Genomic DNA, 25,617 nt, shown 5'->3' on the forward strand with positions numbered 1-25,617 from the left:
TGACTGCGGCGGTGTCCATGTCACCAAAACAAAAAGTGTATCAAGGGGTTTTGCACGAAATCCGCAAATATATCGATGCTCATGATTTAAAGCCGGGCGATAAACTTCCATCTGAGCGGGAACTTTCCGAAAAACTGCATGCCGGCAGATCTTCAGTCCGTGAAGCTTTGCGGGCAATGGAGTTACTGGGGCTGATTGAAACAAGGCACGGTGAGGGCACTTTTTTAAGCCAATACCGGCCTTATCATTCAGTTGAAGTGCTTTCGTCTTTTGTTCTTCAGGGAGCCAAGACAAAGAATGATTTGTTATTTGCCAAAAAAATTATTGAAAAGGAAGCGGCCAGAATAGCCTATGACCATATTTGCGATGATGATATCGAAGAATTGTATGGGATTGTTCATGACAGTACATTAAGCAGCAATGAGAAGCATGTGGCTTTTTTTCAATTTTTATTTTACAAAACCGAAAATCTGCTGCTTGCCAGAGTGTGGCAGCTGATGGATGAATTTTCTGATAACATTTCCAGTCTTTCCTACAATCAATCGTTTTATTTGGAACTTATAAACCTTTATCGCTCCAATAATTATAGTGAAATAGAAGAGTTGTTTTTTACGCTGCCGGCAAGTGAGTAATCTCCGGCTTTTTCGGGTTTTACCCCCTGAGGATATATGTGATGTAAGCTGAGTGTTTCCTCAGTACAGTGAATAAACGCTTGCCTTTGCTGTTTTAAAAAAGGAGGAATTCCCTTGCTTAAAGATTTTTTTGGCAAGAAAAAGAAATACGCAACGATACCGAGTGAAGAAAACAAACTTGAAGTTCCCGAAGGATTAATGAAAAAATGCATGAATTGTCATAAAATCTATTATCGAAAAGAAATGAACAAAAACATCAACGTTTGTCCAAATTGCGACTACCATCACCGGATGACAGCCTGGGAACGGATTGATAGTTTATTCGATGAGGGTTCGTTTGAAGAATGGGACAAGCAAGTTACAACAACAAATCCGCTGCAATTTCCCGAATATGAAGCTAAAGTAGAGAAAGACCAGAACAAAACCGGTCTGAATGAAGGTGTCGTGACCGGAAAGGGTTCAATTGACAGCCAAATAACCGCTTTTGCCGTCATGGACTCCAGTTTCCGAATGGGGAGCATGGGGTCGGTGGTAGGTGAAAAGATTGCCCGTGCCATTGAAAAGGCGAACGCTCAATCACTTCCATTTATTATTTTCACTGCTTCAGGTGGTGCACGCATGCAGGAAGGTGTTTTAAGCCTGATGCAAATGGCGAAAACGTCTGTTGCTGTGAAGCGTTTTTCCGAGTCGGGCGGTTTGATGATTTCTGTCATGACACACCCAACCACCGGCGGAGTGTCTGCCAGCTTTGCGTCGATCGGTGATTATAATCTGGCTGAACCGGGAGCCCTGATTGGTTTTGCCGGTCGCCGTATTATTGAACAGACAATTCGGGAAAAACTGCCGGATGATTTTCAGACGGCTGAATTTTTATTGAAGCATGGTCAGCTTGATAAGGTAATTCACCGGCATGACTTGAAGTCTCTCCTTTCAAAATTGCTCTTGATGCATCAGAAAGGCGGGGAAGTTTCATGAAACAAGTGCTGGATTTTGAAAAGCCGATTGCGGACCTGAGAGACAAAATAGCTGAATTAAAAACATATACAGCCGAGAGTGAAATAGATTTGACCGACGAAATTACGACGCTTGAAAAACGGCTGGAGGTACTGGAAAACGACATATATGGGAACCTGCAGCCCTGGCAGCGTGTTCAAATGGCAAGGCACCAGGAACGTCCGACAACGCTGGATTATATTGACCGGCTATTCTCAGATTTCCTTGAATTTCATGGGGATCGTTTATACGGTGATGATGAAGCCATTGTATCCGGCATTGCACTGTACCGGGATAAACCTGTGACCGTTATTGGTCATCAGCGCGGAAAGGATACGAAAGAAAATATCCGCCGTAACTTTGGCATGCCGCATCCTGAGGGTTATCGCAAAGCATTGCGCCATATGCGTCAGGGAGAGAAGTTTAACCGGCCAATCATATGTTTCATTGATACGAAAGGTGCCTATCCGGGCAAAGCTGCCGAAGAGCGTGGCCAAAGCGAGGCAATCGCGAGGAACCTGATGGAGATGGCCGGGATTACTGTGCCAATCATTTGTATTGTTATTGGAGAAGGCGGAAGCGGCGGTGCTTTGGGACTGGGTGTCGGTGACAAGATTCACATGCTGGAAAATTCCACCTATTCGGTCATTTCACCTGAAGGCGCAGCGGCTCTGCTTTGGAAAGACTCCGGCCTGGCAAAACAGGCAGCAGAAAATATGAAGATTACATCATATGACCTGAAAGAGCTCGATATTGTAGATGACATTATTCCGGAACCAAGAGGCGGCGCACATCGTGATATTGAGATGCAGGCTGAAAATATTGACGCTGTTTTGGCTCAATCGCTGGAAGAACTGAGTGGCATACCTTCAGATGAATTACTTGAAAAGAGATGGGAAAAATATCAAAAAATCGGTGATTATAAACAGCTATAAGAGAGGTTGACAGGCGTCAGCCTCTTTCGCACTTTAAAGGGAATGTTAATTCTCAGCTGAATAATTGATATTTTAGCTGTTTACGATTATCTTGGAAATAGTAACAACGAAGACATGAGGTGAAAGCATGAAGAAGATTGGTGTTCTGACAAGTGGCGGAGATGCACCGGGCATGAACGCCGCTATCCGTGCAGTTGTACGGAAAGCCATTTACCACGAAATCGAAATTTATGGCATTAAAAACGGATTTCAGGGTCTTATTGACGGTAATATAGAAAAAATGAATATCGGTTCTGTCGGTGATATCATTCAGCGCGGCGGTACGATATTGCGATCTGCCAGATGCGAGGAATTTAAATTCGAGCAGGGTCAAAATAAAGGTGTCGAGCAAATGAAAAAATACGGCATTGAAGGCCTGATTGTAATCGGTGGTGACGGCAGTTTTCGCGGAGCGCAAAAACTGACCGAAAAAGGATACCCGTGCATTGGAATTCCAGGTACCATTGACAATGATATTGCAGGTACTGATTTTACAATTGGATTTGATACTGCCTTAAACACCGTTATCGAAGCGATCGACAAAATACGTGATACCGCTTCTTCACATGAACGGACTTTTATTATCGAAGTCATGGGCAGAGATGCCGGTGATCTGGCATTGTGGGCCGGTCTTGCCGATGGTGCGGAAAGTATCCTTATTCCTGAAAAACAGGATGAACTGGATGAAATTATTGAGCGTTTGAGACGTGGCCAGAATCGTGGCAAAAAGCACAGTATCATCATTCTTGCAGAAGGTGTTGGCAGTGCATTCGATTATGCCGATCAGATTAAAGAAACGGCTGACCTGGAAACACGTGTGACTGTGCTGGGACATATTCAGCGCGGAGGCTCTCCGACTGCATCTGATCGTGTGCTGGCAAGCCGGCTTGGCGCCCAGGCAATCGACCTGCTGCTTAGTGGTAAAGCCGGAAAAATAGCAGGCATCCAAAACAACCAATTGGTCAACCATGATATTTCCGATGTATTAGCGGAAAAACATACAATTGATATGAACATGTATCAATTATCCAAAGAACTGTCGATATGATTACGAGAAGGAGGCGCTGGAAATGCGGAAAACAAAAATTGTATGCACCATTGGCCCTGCATCAGAATCAGTGGAAACACTGACACAGCTGATTGAGGGAGGCATGAATGTTGCCCGGCTTAATTTTTCCCATGGTGATTTCGATGAGCATGAGCAGCGGATTCAAAATATCAGGGAGGCTGCTGAAAAAACAGGAAAAATAATTGCGATTCTTCTGGATACAAAAGGTCCTGAAGTCCGGACAGGGACCTTTAAACATGGGGAAGCTGAAATTATTAAAGGAAGTATTGTTCATGTCACCATGGAGGAAGTGGAAGGAACTGCTGAACGCTTTTCCCTTAATTATCCCGGCCTGATCAATGATGTCCATCCCGGTTCTAAAATTTTGCTTGATGACGGATTAATTGAACTGGAAGTACTGGAAATTGATCATGAAAATCAGGAATTGAAAACAAAAGCACTTAACTCCGGTATAATTGAAAACAAAAAGGGTGTTAACGTGCCGAATGTCAGTGTGAAATTGCCCGGAATCACGGAAAAAGATGCGGAAGATATCAAGTTCGGTATTGAACAGGATGTTGATTATATAGCAGCTTCTTTTGTGCGCCGTCCGTCCGATATTATGGAAATACAAGAACTGCTTGAAGAATATGATGCGACACATATCAAAATCATACCGAAAATCGAAAATCAGGAAGGGGTCGACAATATTGATTCCATCCTGGAAGTGAGCAATGGCGTGATGGTCGCGCGTGGTGATCTAGGGGTTGAAACGCCTGCTGAGGATGTGCCGCTTGTGCAGAAAAAGCTGATCACAAAATGCAACACGGCCGGAAAGCCGGTCATTACCGCAACCCAAATGCTTGATTCGATGCAGCGCAATCCAAGACCAACCCGGGCTGAGGCGTCCGATGTGGCTAATGCAATTTTTGATGGTACAGACGCCATTATGCTGTCAGGTGAAACAGCTGCAGGGGATTACCCGGTGGAATCAGTGCAAACGATGAGCAATATTGCGTTAAAGGCAGAGAGCGGTCTGAATCATAAATTTATATTGGACAATCGCTCAAAATCTGTTGATATGACGATGACTGATGCAATCAGCCAATCAGTCACGCATACGGCGATGAACCTGACAGTCAGTGCCATTATTACACCAACAGAAAGCGGGCATACCGCCAGAATGATTTCAAAATACCGGCCGGAAGCACCAATCATTGCCGTGACATTTAATGAACATGTTAATCGACAGCTGTCACTCATATGGGGTGTGCATGCCGTTATGGGAAGAAAGGCCGATTCCACGGATGAAATGCTCGATATTGCAGTTGACATGGGATTAAGTACGAACCTGTTTGAACGCGGAAGCAGAGTTATTATAACGGCCGGCGTTCCAATCGGCGAAAGTGGAACTACAAATCTTATGAAGGTTCATGTGATCGGTGATGTAATGGCTAAAGGGCAAGGCATAGGCCGCGGCAGTGCTTACGGCAAGGCTGTCGTTGCAAAAAATGCTGCAGAAGCAACTGAGAACGTCACTGAGAATGACATTCTTGTTACGTACGGCACAGACCGCGATATGATGGAATCAGTCGAAAAAGCAGCTGGCATTGTAACAGAAGAGGGCGGCATTACATCACATGCGGCTGTTGTCGGTTTGAGTCTTGGCATTCCAGTTATCGTCGGTGTCAAAGACGTATTTGACAAAATTGAGGATGGAAATGATATTACGATCGATGGGGCAAAAGGCGATATTTACAAAGGTCATGCAAGAGTACTCTAACAACTTTGTCATTTCACATGTTTTCAGATGAAAGGGGAACAAACAATGCGATGGCTGTTGCTTGCGTTCATAATCATACCGGCTGTTGAAATTGGTGTATTTGTCTGGGCAGGGGGCATTATTGGCCCATGGTGGGTTATTGGATTAATCATTTTAACCGGAATCGTTGGTGTCTCACTTGCCCGGAAAGAGGGTCTTGATGCATGGAGAAGGGCACAGAATGAAATGAATCAAGGCCAGCCGCCAGGCGATGCAATTATCGATGGCATTTGCATTTTTGTCGGCGGGGTCTTTCTGTTTGCTCCCGGTTTTGTGACGGATATAGCGGGTTTTATACTGGTGCTCCCGTTCACCCGCAGTCCCTTTAAGGGCATGCTGGAAAGACTTTTACGAAATTTGGCGGCTAAGAGCACCTTTATTTATCGCAGATGGTAAATCATGTTCCTTTAATGAACCGGCCGGCCTTATGAAAGATTCCCGCCTGGTAAAAAGCATTGCCGATAATCACCAGAAATGGTCCGAGGAGCAGCCCGAATGCTCCCCATATCTGGAGGCCAATAAAAAGAGCGATCAGGGTTGCGAGGGGGTTCATCCCCACTTTGTCTGATATTATTTTGGGTTCAAGCAGCTGGCGCTGAAGGACAACAATCATATATAAAATCGATAAGCCAATGGTCAGCGAGTAGCTGCCTGTTAAAAACAAATAAATAATCCATGGCACAAATATAATTCCTGTTCCGATAAACGGTAAAATATCCGCCAGTGCAGCAAACAGCCCAATCGTTAATGCATAATCAACCTGTAACAGTAAAAGGCCTACGAATATTGTGAGTGACGTTATTGAGATAAGCAGCAATTGTGCCTTGATAAAACCGGAAAATGCTTTTCGCAGGTGATTCCAGACACTGCTGCCCGTATGCAGAACATTTTTTGGTATCACGTTTTTAAATGTGTAAACAAGGCGGTGCCAGTCTTTTGTCATGAAAAACGCTGCCAAAATCGTAAATAGGAATACTGTAAAAAAACCAGGCAATAAGGTCAATGCACCAGGTATGTGAAGTAACAGATTTTGCATGACATCTGTACTGAATAATACAAGCTGATCAATGATGTGGTTGATGCTTTCTTTAATGCTTGTCTGCTGGTCAGGGCTTAGTGTATGCGCAAAGGAAGCAAGCTTATGGTATAATGGGATAAGGTGATCGTTAACAAACGTTTCCACGATCATTGCAAATGTGCGGAAATGATCTGGTAAATTTTTTGCTAAATAAGCAGTGCCTTGAATCAACTCCGAAATCAGAAGAAAAATAATTCCCATTAAGGCTGTTGCCGTGAATGTGAGTGCGGTAAACGCAGCAAGTCCGCGGGGCATTTTAATCGTTTTCTCCAGAAATGTAACAATAGGGTTAAGACACAAAGCAAGGATCATGGCCAGAAAAAAAGGGTAAATATAAGAAAATGTGTATTGTATGATAAAAAACATCGTCATAATGGATAATATGATTATGCAAAACCGAAAGACCTGGTACATTCTCTGTTTATACACTCAGAACCCCCCAGAAAGCAGAATATGGCCTGTACTAGTTTACATATGACGAAAAACGGTAAAATAGACTTGAGACAGAAATTTCGGTGCTGAAAAAGGTGGAAATATTATAAGAATGTTTATTTATGCAAAAAATATTGCTGAACTTAATCGGTTTCAATTCACATAATGCGAATAATACTTTATAATTGTCTGTGGGGATGGCAATGTTATTTGTTAAAATATTGTCACATAATAGTAACACGTTACTTTATCCTAATTTAATGAACATATCATAGAAAAAGGAGAGGGTTTGTTATGGCAAAAGGGCTAGAAGGGATTGTCGCAACGGAATCATCCATCAGTTCAATTATCGATGACCAGCTTACTTATGTCGGCTATACCATCGACGATTTGGCTGAAAATTCCAGTTTTGAAGAAGTTGTCTTCCTTTTATGGAATTTGAAACTGCCGACAAAAGCAGAACTGGATGAATTTAAAGCTGATCTGGCAGCTGAAATGGAGATCCCGGAGGCAATTATTGAGCATTTGCGTTCATATGATCTGTCAACTGTCCATCCAATGGCCGCTTTACGCTCCGCCGTTTCTATTTTGGGGCTTTATGATGAAGAAGCCGACGTGATGGATAAGGCTGCAAATAAACGAAAGGCAGTCCGCCTCCAGGCCAAAATAGCTACTATAGTGACGGCCTTCGCACGGATCCGGAAAAAGCAGGACCCTGTTAAACCGAAAAAAGATTTAGGCTTTGCGGCTAACTTCCTGTACATGCTGAACGGACAAGAGCCTGGGGATACCGAAGAAGAGGCAATCAACAAAGCACTTATCCTGCATGCCGATCACGAGCTGAATGCTTCCACATTTACAGCCCGTGTGTGTGTCGCTACCCTGTCTGACGTTTATTCAGGTATAACGGCTGCAATCGGTGCATTGAAGGGCCCGCTGCATGGCGGCGCAAACGAGCGTGTAATGGAAATGCTTACAGAGATAGGCGATGAGGAAAATGCCATTCCATATATCAAAGAAAAAATGGAAAACAAAGAAAAAATCATGGGCATGGGACACCGTGTCTATGAAAACGGCGATCCGCGTGCTAAATACTTGAAAGAAATGTCGAAAGAATTGACAAAAATCACCGGGCAGGCAAAATGGTACGATATGTCGGTGAAAATTGAAGAGTATATTAAAGAGGAAAAAGGTCTGCCTGCGAATGTGGACTTTTATTCAGCATCTGTCTACCATAGCCTGGGAATTGACCATGATTTGTTCACGCCAATCTTTGCAACAAGCCGTGTATCCGGATGGCTTGCACATATTCTGGAGCAATACGATAACAACCGTCTGATTCGTCCGCGTGCAGAATATGTCGGTCCAAAAACTCAGGAATATATAGCTATTGAAAATCGCTAAATCAAACTGGTGGCCCATTCAGCAGAGCAAATCTTTCTGCTGAATGCACTTTATGATAAACTGATAATGGTTTGAAGAAGAATAGGAGGTATTTTTTTATGACACAAGGGGAAAAAATTACAGTTGATAATAATGGAAAGATGACTGTTCCAAATCATCCGATTGTGCCTTTTATTGAAGGTGACGGTACTGGCCCGGATATTTGGGCCGCAGCACGCCGTGTCATCGAAGCTGCTGTGGAAAAAGCCTATAATGGCGAGAAAGCCATTAACTGGACAGAAGTTTATGCCGGTCAGAAAGCATATGATAAAACCGGCGAATGGCTTCCGGATGAAACACTTAAAACGATTGACGAATATAAAATCGCAATTAAAGGTCCGCTCACAACACCAATCGGTGGCGGTATCCGTTCCCTGAACGTTGCATTGCGCCAGGAACTGGACTTATTTACCTGCCTGCGTCCTGTCCAATATTTCACAGGTGTTCCATCACCGGTTAAAAATCCAGAAGATGTGGACATGGCTATTTTCCGTGAAAACACTGAAGATATTTATGCAGGTATTGAGTGGCAGAAAGGTTCAGATGATGTGAAAAAGGTCATTGATTTTCTGCAAAACGAAATGGGCGTCAACAATATTCGTTTCCCTGAGACTTCCGGAATCGGTGTGAAGCCGGTATCTGAAGAAGGTACAAAACGTCTGGTGCGTGCCGCAATTGATTATGCGCTTAATGAAGGGCGCAAGAATGTTACTTTAGTACATAAAGGTAACATCATGAAATTCACGGAAGGATCTTTTAAAACATGGGGATATGAAGTTGCTGAACAGGAATACAGCGACAAAGTATTCACATGGGCTGAGTATGACCGTATTGTTGAAAAAGACGGCAAAGATGCGGCAAACAAAGCACAGGATGAAGCAGTTGCCGCTGGTAAGCTTCTGGTCAAAGACGCCATTGCCGACATCTTCCTGCAGCAGATCCTGACTCGTCCGAAAGAATTTGATGTTGTTGCAACGATGAACTTGAACGGTGACTACATCTCTGATGCTCTGGCAGCACAAGTTGGCGGAATCGGTATTGCGCCGGGAGCAAACATCAACTATGATACAGGTCATGCGATTTTTGAAGCGACACACGGCACAGCACCGAAGTATGCAGGCATGGACAAAGTTAACCCGTCTTCCGTCATTCTTTCCGCTGTTCTGATGCTTAACCATCTTGGGTGGAGAGAAGCGGGTGATCTGATTATGAAAGCAATGGACAAAACAATTGCTTCTAAAGTGGTCACTTATGATTTTGCCCGGATGATGGATGGTGCAAAGGAAGTGAAAACATCCGGATTTGGTGATGAATTGATTAAAAACATGGGCTAAGTGAAAGCGGAAGTGCTCTTACTTTGAAAGGATACATGCGGCTGACATTACTTATTGTTTTGTCAGCTGCTTTTATCAAGTTTCACTTATAAATTAAACTTTCTGAATGTTGGAAGGAGGATTGGAATGGCTAGCAAACGCAAAAAAATTTCTGTCATTGGCTCCGGTTTCACAGGTTCTACGACAGCCTTGATGATGGCACAAAAAGAATTGGGGGATGTCGTGCTGGTTGATATTCCGGATAAGGAAGACCCGGCAAAAGGAAAAGCATTGGATATGAAAGAAGCAAGTCCTGTACAAGGATTTGACACCAATATCACCGGTACTGCAGATTATGAGGATACGAAGGACTCTGATCTTGTCATCATCACAGCCGGTGTTGCCCGTAAGCCCGGCATGAGCCGTGATGATCTTGTAAACACCAATGCTAAAATCATGAAGAACGTCACAAAGGATATTGTAAAATATTCCCCGGATACAACAATTGTTGTATTGACCAATCCGGTAGATGCAATGACTTACACCGTATTCAATGAATCCGGACTTCCTAAGGAACGGGTTATCGGGCAGTCAGGTGTGCTGGATACGGCACGATTCCGCACATTTGTCGCTGAAGAACTGAACTTGTCTGTTAAAGATATTACCGGTTTTGTTCTCGGCGGGCACGGTGATGACATGGTGCCATTAATCCGTTACTCTCATGCCGGCGGGATTCCGCTCGAAAAACTGATTTCCAAGGATCGACTCGATGAAATCGTTGAGCGCACCCGCAAAGGCGGCGGTGAAATAGTTGGTCTGCTGGGCAATGGCAGTGCCTATTACGCACCGGCTGCTTCCCTGACCGTTATGGCGGAAGCAATCCTGAAAGACCAGCGCCGAGTTCTTCCATCGATTGCATACTTGGAAGGCGAGTATGGCTACAAAGACATCTATCTCGGTGTGCCGACTATCATCGGTGGAAATGGTCTGGAAGAAATCATAGAGCTTGATCTGACTGATGGTGAGAAAGCTCAATTAGATAAATCAGCAGATTCCGTGAAGAATGTACTTGATTTACTAAAGTAAATATGCATCAGAAGAAGCTTCCCTGTATGGCATACAGGGAAGCTTCTTATCATTTTATCAAATCCGTTGGCGGCAATTCACAGTTTTTGGTATAATAGAAAGCGCTTACAAATACGAGGGGTGATAAAATGATCGGCAGAAAAAGAAAACTGGGTAAAAAGATTGAGGATTTAAAAATCGGGGATTCCCACACAGTATCTCATATAATCGAGGATAAGGACTTATTATTATATTTAGGCTTAACCGACGATGCCAATCCGCTCTATCTTCAGCATGATTATGCCTCCCAAACGCCATATAAACAGCCTATCGTTCCGTCCGTCATGCTGTTTGGCATGGTATCATCGATAGTTTCCATGCATCTTCCCGGGCCAGGCAGTCATATTACCCGGCATGAAATGATGTTCCCAAAACCGCTGTTTCATTATTCAGAGGTGAAAATAACACTTGAAGTCATTGCGATAGATACTGAAAGTCATGAAGTAACACTTTCCGTAGTCGGTTTTGATAATGATGGTGATGTAATATTACAGGGAAAACTGAATGCCTCACCTGCTCATAAACCTGAATCATTGACAGGAAGTTCACTGGAGAATTTCTATTAAAATTAACTAATTTACAAAAATTACAATACGCTAATGACGCCGCTATTGTCTTTTGTAAATTTTTCTTTACATCCCCATCTGTTCACTTTGTGTTTCTTTCGTTGTAAGATGAAGATAGTACAGATTAGAAAGAAATGGGGGCTGCTGATGGGGAAGCGAATACTGATTGTTGATGATGAAGCATCAATTGTGACATTGTTAAAGTTTAATATTGAGCAGGCAGGTTTTGAAACGGATGTTGCTTATGATGGAACAGAAGCCATAACTAAAACCAAGTCAGCAGATTTTGATCTGATTGTCCTTGATCTGATGCTGCCTGAAATGGATGGGATGGAAGTCTGCAAACATCTGCGCGCAAACAAGATTGACACTCCGATTTTGATGCTGACCGCAAAGGATGAGGAATTTGATAAGGTATTGGGGTTGGAGATCGGGGCAGATGACTACTTGACGAAACCGTTCAGCCTCAAAGAAGTTGTTGCTCGGATAAAGGCAATTTTAAGACGGTCAGAGAAAACCGAAGAAGCAAATTCCCTATCAATGCAAATTGGGCATTTAATCATTTATCCTGATCGCTATGAGGCTGAAATAAAAGGCGAAGCGCTGACATTTACAAGAAAAGAATTTGAACTCTTATACTATCTTGCTTCCCATAAAGGAAAAGTTCTTTCGCGGGACCAGCTTCTGAGCGCCGTGTGGAACTATGATTTCGTCGGGGACACCCGTATTGTTGATGTTCATGTCAGCCATTTGCGTGAAAAGATTGAGCCGGATACGAAAAAGCCCGTCTACATTAAGACAGTGCGCGGGCTTGGCTACAAAATGGAGGAACCGAAATAATGCTTCCCTTATTTAAAAAACCGCTATTAGCTTACCATGCAGGCCTGTTTGTACTTGTTGCTGTAACAGGGATAGCTATAGCTCAACTGACATCTGAATACATTATCCTTGGATCAATTTTATTTGTGGAATATTTCATTCTGCTTGTCATCATGCTTCATGTTTACGATCGATATATGAAGCCAATAAAAAAGACGACCCAGACGGTGAATGAGCTTGTAAAAGGCAATTATCGGGTAAGGATTCATCATTCTGCTGGCGGCAGGATCGCTGAATTGAACAACAAATTAAATGCTCTGGCACGGAACCTGAGTGAATTTGAGATTCAGGAACAGATGCAGGAGGACAGGCTCTCAACCGTGATTGACAATACACAGAGCGGTTTAGTGCTAATTGATGAGAAAGGATATGTCCACTTGGTGAATCGCAAGTTCATATCCATGTTTGGCGGAAATGCACACGACTATCAGGGTTATTTATATTATAATGTATTGGCAAATGAAACGATACATGAAACTGTCCAGGAAGCCTTTTTGTACGAGACAAATATCAAACACTCATTCACTCAGACGGCCGACATCGACACTAAATACATCGAAATTGTCGGTGCACCGATATTTAATGAACGCGGAATGCTGAAAGGTACTGTTCTGCTGCTGTACGATATCACTCATTTGAAAAAGCTTGAATTGATGCGCAAAGACTTTGTGGCAAACGTTTCGCATGAGCTGAAAACCCCGATTACGTCAATCACCGGCTTTGCCGAAACGCTGCTGAGCGGGGCAAAAGATGATAAGGAATCACTGGATCGGTTTTTAACGATTATATATGATGAAAGTTCACGTCTTCAGGGGCTGATTGAAGATTTACTGACTCTGTCACGGCTTGAAGCTGATGAATTTAAAATAGAGCGGACTGATGTCGATATGAATCAGCTGATTGAAGAAGTCTTGCCGGTTGTTGAGCAGCGTGCAAAGCAGGAGGGCATCACGCTGACAGCGAATGTGAAAGATGACATAATGCTTAAGGCTGATAGTGAGCGAGTCAAACAGGTAATCATCAATTTAATGAACAATGCCATCAGTTACACCGGAGAAAATGGTACAGTGAACCTGACGGTGTCAGATGAAGGGGAGAAGGTGCATATTCAGGTGACAGATGATGGCATCGGGATCCCGGAAGAAGCTGTGACGCGAATATTCGAGCGTTTTTACCGGGTGGATAAGGCACGAAGCCGAAACACCGGCGGCACAGGGCTTGGTTTGGCAATTGTCAAACACATTGTTGAAGTGCACGATGGAAACATATCGGTAGAAAGTAAACCTGATAAAGGGTCAGTCTTTCATGTTCATTTACCTAAAAATGATCCGGCATCCTCTTAAGGGGTGCTTTTTGCTATACTATGTTAAAATAATAGTGAACAGAATCGGACATTTACTGGCATTGCTTCCTGCTTACACCCTCCCTGGTTTTACCTTGTGAGAATAAAGTGGGTATCCTGATGCCAGTCAGATGCGGGATAACGGAATGATCGGAGGACGTTTTGATGAGTAATAAACTTGTATTGATTGACGGAAACAGTGTGATTTATCGGGCATTTTTTGCACTGCCATTATTAAATAATGATAAAGGCGTATACACAAATGCCATCTATGGCTTTACGAACATGCTTCTGAAAATTATAGAGGATGAAAAACCAACACATATGCTTGTTGCATTTGATGCCGGCAAAACAACTTTTCGCCATGAAACATATAAAGAATATAAAGGCGGCCGGCAAAAGACACCGCCTGAGTTGTCGGAGCAGATTCCGCTTTTGAAAGAAGTGCTTGATGCGTTTCATGTTTCGCATTATCAGCTTGACTTGTATGAGGCTGATGATATTATCGGAACGCTTTCAAAACAGGCTCAGGGAGAGAACTGGGATGTCACGGTTATTTCCGGTGACAAAGACCTGCTGCAGCTTGTATCGGACAAAGTAACAGTGAATCTGACCAAAAAAGGCATCAGCGACATTGAAGCGTATACGCCCGATTTCATGCAGGAAAAGATGTCCATATCCCCTAAACAGATTATTGATCTAAAAGCATTAATGGGCGATAGTTCGGACAATATTCCGGGGGTACCGGGTGTCGGGGAAAAAACGGCCGCCAAACTGCTGAAACAATTTGCAACGGTTGATAATGTCTACGAAAATCTTGATGATGTGAGCGGCAAGAAATTAAAAGAAAAACTGGAAAATCACAAAGATGATGCGTTCATGAGCAAGCAGCTTGTCACTATTGACCGTGAGTCACCAATTGACGTTTCGCTTAAGAAGATTACATATGCGGGTTATCCGCAAGCCGAAGTCAGTGCGATTTTTAAGGATTTGGGCTTTCAGTCACTATTGAACCGGATTAACGGAGAGGGAGAAGGCGAGGATGAGGAAAGGAATGAACTAAGTGATATCGATTATACAATTGTCGATGACATCACTGAAGAGATGTTGGGCGATGAGACCGCATTGGTGCTTGAAATGCTTGAGGAAAACTATCACTACGGTAAGATTGAAGGCATTGGTGTTGTGAATCAGTCCAATGCATATTTTATTCCGACTGAAACGGCCCTTGAGTCGGAAGTATTTAAGTCATGGGCTGAAGACAGCTCCATGTCAAAAGTTGTTTTTGATGCGAAGAAAACGCTAGTGATCTTTCTGAACAAAGGTATCCATATTAAAGGCATCACGTTTGATATGCTGCTGACATCGTATCTGCTCAACCCTGCCGAGAATAACCATGATATCCCGGCGATTGCTCATCGGATGGGTGTGACAGATGTGCTGTTTGATGAAGAGGTTTACGGAAAAGGCGCCAAAATGAAAGTGCCTGAACAGGACAAGCTGAGTGAACATGTTGTCCGAAAAACAAACGTGCTGTTTCAGATAAAAGACAGCATGAAAGAACAGCTGAAAACGAATGAACAATATGAACTGCTAAAAGAACTGGAAATGCCGCTTGCCCTTATTCTGGGCGAGATGGAGTATACCGGTGTGCTGGTTGACGTTGAACGTATCCGGGAAATGGGCGATGATTTGAAGAAGCGGCTGAATGATCTGGAACAGGAAATTTACCAGCTGGCAGGCGAGGAATTTAATTTGAATTCGCCAAAACAGCTTGGGCCGATTCTGTTTGAAAAACTCGGTCTGCCCGTCATCAAAAAGACAAAAACCGGCTATTCCACTGCAGCGGATGTGCTGGAACAACTGCAAAATGAACATGATATTATTCCGAAACTGCTCCTTTACCGGCAATTGGGCAAGCTGCAGTCAACCTATATTGCCGGACTGCTTAAAGTGGTGGATCAGGATACCCATAAAATCCACACGCGCTTTAACCAGGCGCTCACTCAGACAGGACGTTTGAGCTCGGTCGATCCCAACTTGCAGAATATCCCAATCCGGCTGGAGGAGGGCCGCAAGATTCGGCAGGCATTTGTGCCGTCTCAAAAAGACTGGGTCATGTTTGCTGCTGACTATTCGCAGATCGAACTGCGGGTGCTTGCACATATTGCCGGTGATGAAAAGCTGGTTGAAGCGTTCACGAATAATCTTGATATTCATACTCAGACAGCGATGGACGTCTTCCATGTTGAGCGGGAAGAGGTCACAGCCAATATGCGCCGCCAGGCCAAAGCGGTCAACTTCGGGATTGTTTACGGCATCAGCGATTACGGGCTTTCGCAGAGCCTTGGAATTACAAGGAAGGAAGCCAAGCAGTTCATTGAACGTTATTTTGAAAGCTACCCTGACGTAAAAGCGTATATGGATGATATTGTCCAGGAGGCAAAACATCAGGGTTATGTGACGACGATCATGAAACGCAGACGTTATTTGCCGGAAATCACGAGCCGGAATTTCAACCGGCGTTCATTTGCTGAACGGACTGCAATGAATACACCTATTCAGGGAAGTGCCGCTGATATTATCAAGAAAGCAATGATCGATCTGCATGAGAAATTAAAAAATGAAAAACTCGAAACACAGATGCTGCTTCAGGTGCATGACGAGCTGATCCTGGAAGCACCAAAAGAAGAGATTGAACAACTAAAAGAAATCGTACCAGCCATCATGGAGAACACTGTTGATCTCAATGTACCATTGAAAGTTGACTATGAATATGGTGATAGCTGGTTTGATGCAAAATAAGGGGAAGATGGCATGCCGGAATTACCAGAAGTGGAGACGATAAAAAATACCCTCAAACGATTTGTTATTGATAAAACCATTACAGATGTATCCGTATTTTGGCCGAATATAATAAAACAGCCCGATGACATTGAACATTTTAAACACCTTTTAACAGAACAATCGATACATGATATCAATCGTCGAGGCAAGTTCCTGTTGTTTGAACTGGATGATGCTGTACTGGTATCCCATTTGCGGATGGAGGGTAAGTACAATGTCCATCCGTCAGGGGAACCAGTAAAAAAGCATACACACGTCATTTTTAAATTCAGTGACGGAGAAGAACTCCGCTACAACGATGTACGCAAATTCGGGACGATGCACCTATTCAAAAAAGGTGATGAACGGAACAATAAGCCGCTGAACCAACTGGGCCCCGATCCGTTTGATGAAGTATTTACGACGGATTATCTTTACCAGAAGCTGAAAATAACCGACCGTGTCATCAAATCAGTATTATTGGATCAGACGGTTGTTGCTGGTCTGGGAAATATTTATGTTGACGAAACGCTGTTTAAAGCAAATATCCATCCATTAACAAAAGCGAAACAATTGAAGAAGAGGGAAGTAAAAGCGATTTGGGAAGCTTCGATACACACCTTGGAAGAAGCAGTAGCTCAGGGAGGCACCACGATCCGGTCGTACGTCAATTCCCAGGGTGATATGGGCATGTTTCAGCAAGAGCTTTTTGTCTACGGTCAAGAAAATGAACCGTGCAAAACATGTGGCAAACCGATTGTGAAAATGAAAATCGGCGGTCGAGGCACGCATGTCTGTGTTTCGTGTCAAAAGCTAAAAGCGTAAGTGCCCGGTTAGCGACGTACGGACTTTACTGAACCGCAGGAGATAAAGGAGACACGGCATTACAGGGAGACGACGGAGGCGAGGGAAATCACGCTAGTTGCTGGGCACTGAGGCTGGACATGGATGACATTGTAACTAAAATATATAATCCTAATTTTTGCAATGTTTATATGAAGAATGAAGTGAGGATTGCAAATGACATTTGTTATTGGACTGACAGGAAGTATAGCAAGCGGCAAAAGTACTGTTTCATTAATGTTTGATGATTTTAATATCCCGGTGATTGACGCCGATAAAATATCTCGGGAAGTTGTTATGCCGGGAGGAAAAGCATATGAGCAGATTGTCGATGAATTTGGTGAGGATGTTTTACGTGATGACAAGTCGCTCGACCGGAAAAAATTAGGAGCGATTGTATTCGAGAATGAGGAAAAACGTGAACAGTTAAATAATATCGTGCATCCCGCTGTCAGGGAAAAAATGCTTGAGCGAAGGGATGCATTTGCGGCATCCGATGAAAAATGTGTCGTGCTCGATATCCCTTTGTTATTTGAAAGCAAGCTGATGCACTTTGTGGATAAAACCGTTGTTGTCTATGTTGATGAAGATGTGCAGCTTGAGCGTCTGATGGAACGCGATGGCTATTCAGAGGAAGAAGCTTATCAGCGGATAAATGCACAGATGCCCGTCAAAGAAAAGGCGGAGCTTGCCGACGTCGTTATTGACAACAACGGGTCAAAACATGATTCCTATCAGCAGTTGGAATCGCTGCTTAGGGAATGGGAGATTGTATAATGGTCTGATTGATGTTCGGTCCGGGACGCGTTGTATTTGAACTGAGCCGGACCGACATACAAAATCTCTTGCTTCGTAAAATGGCATACCATGGTGATTAGATGCGGTGTTTTTGTGCGCTCTGTCTTAACTAACAGATATCATTTTGTGAACTCCGGCATTCAACAGTTTTTCCAAGTTTATATTATATCCTCTTCCACTGTTCGAACTATTGCAGTCTCCTTCGTTTATGATAAAGGATGGACAATTCAGCTCTTTATGAGTTGTGAACAACAAAACATAAGGATTGGATTCCTACTGTTATCCAGACTGAATCATGCAATAAGCCAATATAAAGGGTTAAACTATTTGAGAAAATCATGCCAAATAACCATTCGCCGGTACGACATTAAATAACCCGCTTTCTTTTAAAAATTGTGTTATCAAATGAATGTGAGCACTGCCGATGATCAGCAATGTGCGATCAGTAGGACAGGTTATTTCAGCCAGGTTGGCATAAATAATCAAATTTCGCTGATACCACCACCTCAGCCAGTCTATGCCAACATATTCAGGGCACTGTCCGATACGAGCGATGGCCATATACATTTCGTGATTCAACTCGATATTTGATTCCGTATTCAAGGCTTTTATGCGTTCGATAATACTTGAGTCCTCTATTGCTTGCTTTATTTTCGGCCGGTAGTGCCCGTTAATCATTTCAACCATGTCCGGCTGATGTTTCTTAGCCCACTCAAAGACATCACCCAGTCCGATATTTTCCACATCATCCATCCAATCAACGGCGTACACTGTGTCATGACTCAGCTCAGCAGCTGCACGGAATCCTAATTGATGGATTTCATTCACTTCCGGCTCCAGCATGCCGTTTAAAAATTGACGATATTCTTCATGCAATGTGCCCTGCTTTTCTTTAACAATTTCAAATGCTATTTTTGTCGGCTTAAATTCCTTGATGCAATCAACAACTTTCCTAATTTCCCGCTGTCCTTCTTCAGTATGGATATCATCACGTCGGGCTTTATATAAATCTGGTGTATCGCGCATATGGAATATGCCAAGAATCATTATCTCTGGTTTTTTGTATGTATGTGTCAACCTGCCCCTCCTTTGTATGATAATTCATACTTATTTTAACATAGGCAATAAAACATCTTTTAAATAAAGAGAAATTTTTTATAAAAAAATAGCACACTCTGAGCTTAATATGTTATACTAATTGCAAATCAAAGTTAAAAGAGTATAACATAAATTGGAGGATGAAAACATGAGTAGAACCCGGATTGCTATTAATGGATTTGGCCGCATTGGGCGAATGGTCTTTCGTCAGGCGGTAAAAAATAATGATTTGGATGTTGTATCAATAAATGCCAATTATCCTCCCGAAACACTGGCACATTTAATTAAGTATGACAGTATCCATGGTATTTTTGACGGAGAAGTGAAAGCGCTCCAAAATGGTCTGGAAATTAATGGGGAATCCATAAATATTGTCAGTTCGCGTGAACCGGAAAAACTTCCATGGAAAGAACACGAGATTGATGTAGTAATCGAAGCTACAGGTAAGTTCAAAACGAAAGCAGAAGCCGGCCGGCACATCCAGGCAGGGGCCAAAAGAGTTGTCATTACTGCTCCCGGAAAGCAAGTCGATAAAACGATTGTGATGGGTGTAAATGAACAATCGTATAACCCTAAAAAAGATGAGGTTATCTCCAATGCCTCCTGTACAACCAATTGTCTTGCCCCGGTTGTCAGAGTGCTGGATGATAACTTTACGATTGTTAACGGTCTGATGACCACGGTCCATTCGTTTACAAACGACCAAAAGAATCTTGATAACCCGCACAAAGATTTGCGGCGTGCCCGCGGATGCACACAATCGATTATTCCGACGTCAACCGGTGCAGCAAAAGCACTTGGCGAAGTAATGCCGCATTTGGAAGGAAAAATGCACGGTATGGCGCTAAGAGTTCCGACTCCGAATGTTTCGCTTGTTGATCTTGTCATTGATGTAGAGGAATCCGTAACAGAAGAAATGGTTAATAATATCTTCCGCGAAGCTTCAGAGAAGGAACTGAAAGGGATTATCAAATACAGTGAAGAGCCGCTTGTATCGATTGATTATACAACAACCGATTATTCAGCAATTATAGATGGACTTACGACGATGGTAATGGAAGATAATAAGATTAAGATTTTAGCCTGGTATGATAATGAATGGGGCTATTCCGCACGTGTAGTCGATCTCGCAAGACATGTCGGAAGCTATATGAAACAGCACCATGTAAAAGTTTCATAGTAACAGAATAATTAATATGTAAAAGCGTAAAAAAGATTGACCTTTTCAGCAAGAAGGGTCAATCTTTTTTGTTCAGTTGGAGGGGGAATCTTTTAAAACTCACTGATTGGCCTGTATATACGGGAGTTCACCAGCCGTCTTAGGAATGCGGGATGTATATGCGCTTCGGATAACCGCAATCTTTATGAAAATAGCCTACTGAAACAATAAAAATCATGTTACAATATATAGACATAGATTATCATGAAATAAGAGTAAGCTATTCTCCAGAAGCTCTTTGGGATGAGGTGGACGGGATGTCGTTTCGTCAGACTATTGCAAGGTATGTCGGCGATCATGCCGAAACAAGCGATGTACATACTGATGAATCGCTGCAGACACACTATTATAAAACAACAGGCGAAAAAGGCCTTAATGTGCTGGAAAATTTGTTTCAAAACAATTCCAAGTACTATATTAATGCGGTTTCCAAAGACCGCGGGGAAATCAGTGCAACAATTGTAAAAGGGAAAAAAGCCTTCATCGTCGCGACGGTTATAATGGTCAGACCATACAGAACGGCGATTGATTTTTCGGTCACAACCGAGTCGATGTTCCCAATTGACTTTGGTTACAGTTACAGACTGATTCAGCAATTGTATACATATGTCGACAAGGAACTGCCGCTGGTGGACAATAAACGGCAGTAATAATGAATGGGGTTGGACAACATGCGATGTTCAAATTGCCAAAATAAGAGTACAAAAGTATTGGATTCACGCCCGATTGAAGAAGGCCAATCCATTCGCAGACGAAGGGAATGCGAGCGGTGTGGCTTTCGGTTCACAACATTCGAACGGATTGAGGAAGTGCCGCTGATTATCGTCAAAAAGGACGGCACACGGCAGGAATACAGTCGTGAAAAACTCATCAGGGGATTGATTAAGGCCTGTGAAAAACGGCCTGTCCCCCTTGAAAAAATTGAAGGAATTGCAATCGATGTGGAGAAAGAACTCCGGAATACAGCGGTTTCCGAAGTTGAGAGCAATGAGATAGGTGAAATGGTCATGGAACGGCTTTCGGAGATTGATGAAGTTGCCTATGTCCGCTTTGCATCGGTTTATCGTCAATTTAAGGATATATCGGTATTTTTGGACGAACTGAAAGATTTAATTAAATCCGATAAAGAACAATCCGAATAAGCGATTCGGTATGCTGGATAGAAGAAAGGATTAACATCATGCGAGATATCGGAAAAATTTTGCCAATCGAAGGATATCGGGTTTTTTTGAAGGGGACCCTCCCCGCCGGCTATACAAAATCATTAACACACCTGTACCAGCCGCTGATTGGAATTCAAGCGATGTCATTGTATCAGACACTTATTAATGAATTGGATTTTCAGAATGGGGACACAGCCCAGACACATCATACATTGATGAATTATATGGATTTGCCGCTGGATGAGATTTACCGGGCCAGATTGAAACTGGAAGGGGTGGGTCTGCTGAAAACTTATCAGCAGGAATCCAGTGGACAAAACACATATGCTTATGAAATTCAGCGTCCGTTTGCCCCTGCTGAATTTTTTTCCGATGATATGCTTACACAGCTGCTGTATCATCATATTGGAGAAGCGAAGTTTACTATACTGCAGGAACAGTTTTGCATCCAGACCGGCCAAAAAGGGACGGACATAACCGCGTCATTCAATGATGTTTTCCAGACTTTTCAACCGCACACAACAGGGATGGAGTTGCCTGAGGAACATCACGCGGTGGAAGAAACCATTCCATCAATTGATTTTACCTGGATGGAACAAATGCTGCAGGCGCGAATGATTCCTTCCAAAAAAGTGTTGACGACAGCCAACAAGAAATTGATGTCGCAAATGATAACACTGTATGATTTAGTTGAATTTGAAGTGGAAAAAGCCGTATTATGGGCGCTGACTGATGAGAACACGCTCGCCCCCAAGGAATTTAAAGAGGCATGTCATGATCTGTTTCAGTCCAAGCACCAGCAAAGTTCAATCAGGTTGACCGATAAACAAAAAAACGAGCCAACCACTGAATATGTACCGACAACGAAAGAAGAACAGCTGATTCAAAAGCTCGAAAATATCTCACCCAGAAACCTGCTTGAGGATTTATCGAGCGGCGGCCAGGCATCCGGCCAGGACTTAAAAATGATTCGTGAAGTCATGACGACACAGGGGCTCCCTTCGCCGGTCATGAATGTGCTGATTCATTATGTTCTCTTGCAAACTGATATGAAGTTATCAAAAGCATATATGGAAACCATCGCCAGCCACTGGTCGCGGGCAAATCTGAAAACTGCAAAAGAGGCGATGGCATTTGCCAAAAAACAAAAGTCCCAGTATCAGCAGCGTAAAAATAAAGCTAAAAACTACCGGAAACCTGTATCAAACGAGGTTATACCGGATTGGTTTAAAGAACGGAAAAAGAAACAGGAAACAGGCAGTGCAGTAAAACAGGATAGCAATGACGGTAAGGAGTGGGAAGAAACGGAAGCACTTCTCAAAAAGTATTCCAAAAAGAAGAATAGTCATTTGTAAGGATGGTATAAATGGAGCCGGTACAATCCGAATTAAAAAAATGGATGCAGCAAAACAACAATTTCAAGGAGAATTACTTGAAGGTAAGGGAGGAGGTTCTGAATGATCCTGAAATCAGTGAGTTTCTCTCATTGCATCCGCAGCTTACACAAAAGGAAATCGATAAAAATCTGATAAAGCTTTATGAATATAAGTCACAGTCCAAGCAATGTGACCGATGTGAATCACTTGGTGGCTGTATAAACATGATTCAGGGCTATTCGCCAATTCTCCGTGTGGAAAATGGTGAAATTCATCTGGTATATGAGAAATGCCATAAATTTGTTGATGCTGAAAAACAACGGGAACAGCAAAAATTGATTCAAAGTTTATATATGCCGAGAGATATATTAAATGCCACCATCGATGATATTGACCATGATAAGCAAAGAGGAGGCGGTATCCGTGAACTGCTTCTTTTCCTGGAAAATGCCCGTACGGAACTCCCTGCAAGAGGGATTTACTTTCACGGTCCGTTTGGTGTAGGAAAAACATATTTGCTTGGTGCGCTGGCGAACGCTTTGAAAGACTATCATATATCATCCATGCTCATCTATATGCCTGAATTTGTCCGTGAGATGAAAAGCTCTATCAAAGACGATTCCATCAACGAAAAAATCAATTACTTCAAAACAACTGATGTCCTGATTCTTGACGATATTGGAGCGGAGACGCAGTCAGCCTGGTTCAGGGATGAAATTCTTGGATCTATTTTACAATACCGGATGATGGAAAAACTGCCGGTATTTTTCACATCCAACTACAGTCTCAAGCAGCTGGAGGAGCAGCTTTCCATCACAAACCGCGGCGGAAGTGAAACGGTCAAAGCAGGACGGATCATTGAGCGGATCAAACAGGTCAGCAAGGAAGTCAAGTTGTCCGGTGAAAATCGCCGTGACTCATAATTGTCACGATTTTCATGCACTATCAGATTACAGTTAAGAGGTGTTATGCCCACTGCGGGTATGGCACCTTTCTTTTTGCCTGTGGGTTGGAGTATCCTTCGGGGTATTACACCCTATCTTAATCACCCGGACCATAGATATTTACTAGTTTCATGGGACCATACATTTTTTAAGAAGGATGTCCATATAATGTAACAGTTTGGTCTTGGGTGAGGGTGATGTTTTTGCTGGAAGTATACTTTGAGTCGGATAAAGAAGCCATAAGTTTTTGCGAAAATCTGTTTCAATTGAATAAAAAAATTGAATTACACTGGAAAACAACAGAGGAATGGGGAAATCAACTGCAGCTGTATTATCAGGAGTCCGGCGACAAATTTATGGAAGCTGTTGCCGGATCAATGGTCAGAGTGCTTGTTGCACACCGGCTGACAAACATGATCAACCGAATTATTAAACATAATTATTATTATTCAAATTCGGATGAAATTGAACGTATCATGGATTTATCACATTGGATTGTTGCCGGGGATGATGAAGACAGTCAATTTGTCAGAAACAATAAGGATCCAAGCAAATTGTTGTATTCACTCTTTCTGGTAAATATTAAAAATGCCGAAATACTTCATTTTGATTCACTCATAAATTTTCAATTGAAAGTGTTTAAAGATCAGCTTATCCACTATGTCGGGCTTGCAATTGATGAATTTAAGCGGGAAGAGGAGCATCAGGCATTCATCGATACGCTCAGGAATTATATCGTAAAACGAAAACCCGTGTTTGAAACCGTTCATGTTATACAAGGAGAACCGTTTTCTTATTTTAAACCGGACGGCAAACAGTTTTCACGGATGGAAATGCGTGTGCTTATGCAAAAAGAACCGCTCTACATAGTCGGACTTGATGATGAGGACTTGAATTTGTCACCGCTGATTGCCATGGCACCTGAAAAAATTAAGCTATTTGGTGATGATCCATCAGATCCGAAAACATTAACCGTGATTAATATCTTTCAGGAACGGGTCGAATTTGAGCCGTTCAGCAGCTTTCCGTTTCCAAATGACATAAAAAAATAAATGCTTAGGCTTGATTTTATTTGATACACAAGCTATAATACCATTTATATAAAGTGAAACTCCATTCAGTGGGAAAAAAGCTTCCCACTGAATGTTAGTTGAACCGAATCGGGCATTTAAGGTCAGTTAGCCGCCGTATTTTGGCGGGTTACTGACCATTAGATGCGAGGAGCCTGTTAAGGCGGAATAAATTGATGAATGGAAAAGTAATGATAAGGACATGATCGTTTGTTTTATTGGATAGACAAGAGAAGGAAGTCGCCGGCTGAAAGCTTCCGCTATCCCTGTAAATGATTACCACCTTTAAACTCTGCTGTTGAACAATAGGAGTAAGCAGCAGCGTATCGTCTGCGTTAAAGATAAACGAAGCCGCATTTATTGCGGAAATGAGGGTGGAACCACGTGCTGAACGCTCGTCCCTTTGCTGTAAAGCAGAGGGGCGGGCGTTTTTATATTGGCTATGTTTTAAAAGATTGTCGTTTTTGAAACAAAATCCATAAACTGCGACATAACTTAAGGTATAAGTTGGTGCGTCTTCTACCGCTCCGGAAATACACGCCGCTTTCCGCGGGCGGCTGGTGAGCCTCCTCGGGCTGACGCCCTGCGGGGTCTCACCTATGCCTTTGCTCCCGCAGGAGTCGTCGTGTATTT

23 protein-coding genes and 1 pseudogene are annotated in these 25,617 nt (G+C 42.9%); 21 read left to right on the plus strand and 3 right to left on the minus strand.

Annotation, left to right across the window (positions count from 1 at the left end):
* Positions 1–17 precede the first annotated feature (17 nt).
* The 6 genes from VK097_RS11140 (at position 18) to VK097_RS11165 (ending at position 5,865) form a co-directional block, all read left to right on the plus strand.
* Positions 18–632, plus strand: coding sequence for a FadR/GntR family transcriptional regulator (locus tag VK097_RS11140; protein ID WP_324211899.1), 615 nt, complete (start codon positions 18–20; stop codon positions 630–632).
* 114 nt (positions 633–746) lie between these two features.
* The gene (accD, locus tag VK097_RS11145) at positions 747–1,607 is read left to right on the plus strand and encodes an acetyl-CoA carboxylase, carboxyltransferase subunit beta (RefSeq protein WP_324211875.1); all 861 of its coding nucleotides are present in this window, start codon (positions 747–749) and stop codon (positions 1,605–1,607) included.
* Entirely contained in the window at positions 1,604–2,560 is a 957-nt protein-coding gene (locus VK097_RS11150; RefSeq protein ID WP_324211876.1) for an acetyl-CoA carboxylase carboxyl transferase subunit alpha, read from the plus strand. The genes accD and VK097_RS11150 overlap by 4 nt, the downstream gene beginning before the upstream one ends.
* 127 nt (positions 2,561–2,687) lie before the next feature.
* Positions 2,688–3,647 carry a 6-phosphofructokinase gene (gene pfkA, locus VK097_RS11155; RefSeq protein WP_324211877.1) on the plus strand — a complete coding sequence of 320 codons (960 nt, stop codon included), beginning with the start codon at positions 2,688–2,690 and terminating at the stop codon, positions 3,645–3,647.
* A 22-nt stretch (positions 3,648–3,669) separates the two neighbouring features.
* Positions 3,670–5,430, plus strand: coding sequence for a pyruvate kinase (pyk, locus tag VK097_RS11160; protein ID WP_324211878.1), 1,761 nt, complete (start codon positions 3,670–3,672; stop codon positions 5,428–5,430).
* A gap of 45 nt (positions 5,431–5,475) precedes the next feature.
* A complete protein-coding gene (locus tag VK097_RS11165; protein WP_324211879.1) occupies positions 5,476–5,865 on the plus strand; it encodes an FxsA family protein in 390 nt (129 codons plus the stop codon).
* A 1-nt stretch (position 5,866) separates the two neighbouring features.
* Here VK097_RS11165 and ytvI read toward each other — a convergent pair whose 3' ends face one another.
* A complete protein-coding gene (ytvI, locus tag VK097_RS11170; RefSeq protein WP_324211880.1) occupies positions 5,867–6,976 on the minus strand; it encodes a sporulation integral membrane protein YtvI in 1,110 nt (369 codons plus the stop codon).
* A gap of 297 nt (positions 6,977–7,273) precedes the next feature.
* Between ytvI and citZ the strand changes: the two genes are divergently transcribed.
* From citZ to coaE, 9 genes are all read left to right on the plus strand, one after another.
* The gene (gene citZ, locus VK097_RS11175) at positions 7,274–8,383 is read left to right on the plus strand and encodes a citrate synthase (protein WP_324211881.1); all 1,110 of its coding nucleotides are present in this window, start codon (positions 7,274–7,276) and stop codon (positions 8,381–8,383) included.
* Positions 8,384–8,481: 98 nt separating this feature from the next.
* Positions 8,482–9,756 (plus strand): NADP-dependent isocitrate dehydrogenase, encoded by a 1,275-nt coding sequence (gene icd, locus VK097_RS11180; RefSeq protein WP_324211882.1) that lies wholly within the window; start codon positions 8,482–8,484, stop codon positions 9,754–9,756.
* A 126-nt stretch (positions 9,757–9,882) separates the two neighbouring features.
* Complete coding sequence (gene mdh, locus VK097_RS11185; protein WP_324211883.1) at positions 9,883–10,821, plus strand: malate dehydrogenase; 939 nt, start codon at positions 9,883–9,885, stop codon at positions 10,819–10,821.
* Between the two features lie 128 nt (positions 10,822–10,949).
* The gene (locus VK097_RS11190; RefSeq protein WP_324211884.1) at positions 10,950–11,426 is read left to right on the plus strand and encodes a MaoC/PaaZ C-terminal domain-containing protein; all 477 of its coding nucleotides are present in this window, start codon (positions 10,950–10,952) and stop codon (positions 11,424–11,426) included.
* A gap of 147 nt (positions 11,427–11,573) precedes the next feature.
* Positions 11,574–12,266, plus strand: a complete 693-nt coding sequence (locus tag VK097_RS11195; RefSeq protein ID WP_324211885.1) for a response regulator transcription factor — start codon at positions 11,574–11,576, stop codon at positions 12,264–12,266.
* On the plus strand, positions 12,266–13,648 hold the full coding sequence (gene pnpS, locus VK097_RS11200) for a two-component system histidine kinase PnpS (RefSeq protein WP_324211886.1): 1,383 nt from the start codon (positions 12,266–12,268) through the stop codon (positions 13,646–13,648). The genes VK097_RS11195 and pnpS overlap by 1 nt, the downstream gene beginning before the upstream one ends.
* Before the next feature lie 164 nt (positions 13,649–13,812).
* Positions 13,813–16,452, plus strand: a complete 2,640-nt coding sequence (gene polA / locus VK097_RS11205; RefSeq protein WP_324211887.1) for a DNA polymerase I — start codon at positions 13,813–13,815, stop codon at positions 16,450–16,452.
* Positions 16,453–16,464: 12 nt separating this feature from the next.
* The gene (gene mutM / locus VK097_RS11210) at positions 16,465–17,298 is read left to right on the plus strand and encodes a DNA-formamidopyrimidine glycosylase (protein WP_324211888.1); all 834 of its coding nucleotides are present in this window, start codon (positions 16,465–16,467) and stop codon (positions 17,296–17,298) included.
* Positions 17,299–17,493: 195 nt separating this feature from the next.
* Positions 17,494–18,093, plus strand: coding sequence for a dephospho-CoA kinase (coaE, locus tag VK097_RS11215; protein WP_324211889.1), 600 nt, complete (start codon positions 17,494–17,496; stop codon positions 18,091–18,093).
* A gap of 357 nt (positions 18,094–18,450) precedes the next feature.
* Here the strand turns inward: coaE and VK097_RS11220 are convergent, their stop codons facing one another.
* Positions 18,451–19,191 (minus strand): DUF5694 domain-containing protein, encoded by a 741-nt coding sequence (locus VK097_RS11220; RefSeq protein WP_324211890.1) that lies wholly within the window; start codon positions 19,189–19,191, stop codon positions 18,451–18,453.
* Positions 19,192–19,360: 169 nt separating this feature from the next.
* Between VK097_RS11220 and VK097_RS11225 the strand changes: the two genes are divergently transcribed.
* From VK097_RS11225 to ytxC, 6 genes are all read left to right on the plus strand, one after another.
* A complete protein-coding gene (locus VK097_RS11225; RefSeq protein WP_324211891.1) occupies positions 19,361–20,392 on the plus strand; it encodes a glyceraldehyde-3-phosphate dehydrogenase in 1,032 nt (343 codons plus the stop codon).
* A 296-nt stretch (positions 20,393–20,688) separates the two neighbouring features.
* The gene (locus VK097_RS11230) at positions 20,689–21,081 is read left to right on the plus strand and encodes a cytosolic protein (protein WP_324211892.1); all 393 of its coding nucleotides are present in this window, start codon (positions 20,689–20,691) and stop codon (positions 21,079–21,081) included.
* 21 nt (positions 21,082–21,102) lie between these two features.
* Entirely contained in the window at positions 21,103–21,573 is a 471-nt protein-coding gene (gene nrdR, locus VK097_RS11235; RefSeq protein ID WP_324211893.1) for a transcriptional regulator NrdR, read from the plus strand.
* 38 nt (positions 21,574–21,611) lie between these two features.
* Positions 21,612–22,949 (plus strand): replication initiation and membrane attachment family protein, encoded by a 1,338-nt coding sequence (locus VK097_RS11240; protein WP_324211894.1) that lies wholly within the window; start codon positions 21,612–21,614, stop codon positions 22,947–22,949.
* 11 nt (positions 22,950–22,960) lie between these two features.
* Positions 22,961–23,893: a primosomal protein DnaI gene (dnaI, locus tag VK097_RS11245; RefSeq protein ID WP_324211895.1), complete on the plus strand. Its 933-nt coding sequence runs from the start codon at positions 22,961–22,963 to the stop codon at positions 23,891–23,893.
* 224 nt (positions 23,894–24,117) lie between these two features.
* Positions 24,118–24,966 carry a putative sporulation protein YtxC gene (ytxC, locus tag VK097_RS11250; protein WP_324211896.1) on the plus strand — a complete coding sequence of 283 codons (849 nt, stop codon included), beginning with the start codon at positions 24,118–24,120 and terminating at the stop codon, positions 24,964–24,966.
* Positions 24,967–25,114: 148 nt separating this feature from the next.
* On the opposite strand, the pseudogene VK097_RS11255 reads toward ytxC, so the two are convergent.
* Positions 25,115–25,617, minus strand: a pseudogene (locus tag VK097_RS11255) (hypothetical protein); the annotation flags it as partial.

Origin of the sequence: Lentibacillus sp. (assembly GCF_035301675.1) — a bacterium.
Lineage (GTDB): Bacteria > Bacillota > Bacilli > Bacillales > Amphibacillaceae > Lentibacillus.

Excerpts from the sequence above, each read along its gene's own strand:
- coaE (WP_324211889.1), top strand. The coding sequence starts at position 17,494 with ATGACATTTGTTATTGGACTGACAGGAAGTATAGCAAGCGGCAAAAGT.
- VK097_RS11150 (WP_324211876.1), top strand. The coding sequence starts at position 1,604 with ATGAAACAAGTGCTGGATTTTGAAAAGCCGATTGCGGACCTGAGAGAC.
- polA (WP_324211887.1), top strand. The coding sequence starts at position 13,813 with ATGAGTAATAAACTTGTATTGATTGACGGAAACAGTGTGATTTATCGG.
- dnaI (WP_324211895.1), top strand. The coding sequence starts at position 22,961 with ATGGAGCCGGTACAATCCGAATTAAAAAAATGGATGCAGCAAAACAAC.
- nrdR (WP_324211893.1), top strand. The coding sequence starts at position 21,103 with ATGCGATGTTCAAATTGCCAAAATAAGAGTACAAAAGTATTGGATTCA.
- VK097_RS11230 (WP_324211892.1), top strand. The coding sequence starts at position 20,689 with ATGTCGTTTCGTCAGACTATTGCAAGGTATGTCGGCGATCATGCCGAA.
- VK097_RS11140 (WP_324211899.1), top strand. The coding sequence starts at position 18 with ATGTCACCAAAACAAAAAGTGTATCAAGGGGTTTTGCACGAAATCCGC.
- mutM (WP_324211888.1), top strand. The coding sequence starts at position 16,465 with ATGCCGGAATTACCAGAAGTGGAGACGATAAAAAATACCCTCAAACGA.
- pnpS (WP_324211886.1), top strand. The coding sequence starts at position 12,266 with ATGCTTCCCTTATTTAAAAAACCGCTATTAGCTTACCATGCAGGCCTG.
- VK097_RS11195 (WP_324211885.1), top strand. The coding sequence starts at position 11,574 with ATGGGGAAGCGAATACTGATTGTTGATGATGAAGCATCAATTGTGACA.
- icd (WP_324211882.1), top strand. The coding sequence starts at position 8,482 with ATGACACAAGGGGAAAAAATTACAGTTGATAATAATGGAAAGATGACT.
- pfkA (WP_324211877.1), top strand. The coding sequence starts at position 2,688 with ATGAAGAAGATTGGTGTTCTGACAAGTGGCGGAGATGCACCGGGCATG.
- VK097_RS11225 (WP_324211891.1), top strand. The coding sequence starts at position 19,361 with ATGAGTAGAACCCGGATTGCTATTAATGGATTTGGCCGCATTGGGCGA.
- VK097_RS11240 (WP_324211894.1), top strand. The coding sequence starts at position 21,612 with ATGCGAGATATCGGAAAAATTTTGCCAATCGAAGGATATCGGGTTTTT.
- VK097_RS11165 (WP_324211879.1), top strand. The coding sequence starts at position 5,476 with ATGCGATGGCTGTTGCTTGCGTTCATAATCATACCGGCTGTTGAAATT.
- citZ (WP_324211881.1), top strand. The coding sequence starts at position 7,274 with ATGGCAAAAGGGCTAGAAGGGATTGTCGCAACGGAATCATCCATCAGT.
- mdh (WP_324211883.1), top strand. The coding sequence starts at position 9,883 with ATGGCTAGCAAACGCAAAAAAATTTCTGTCATTGGCTCCGGTTTCACA.
- VK097_RS11190 (WP_324211884.1), top strand. The coding sequence starts at position 10,950 with ATGATCGGCAGAAAAAGAAAACTGGGTAAAAAGATTGAGGATTTAAAA.
- pyk (WP_324211878.1), top strand. The coding sequence starts at position 3,670 with ATGCGGAAAACAAAAATTGTATGCACCATTGGCCCTGCATCAGAATCA.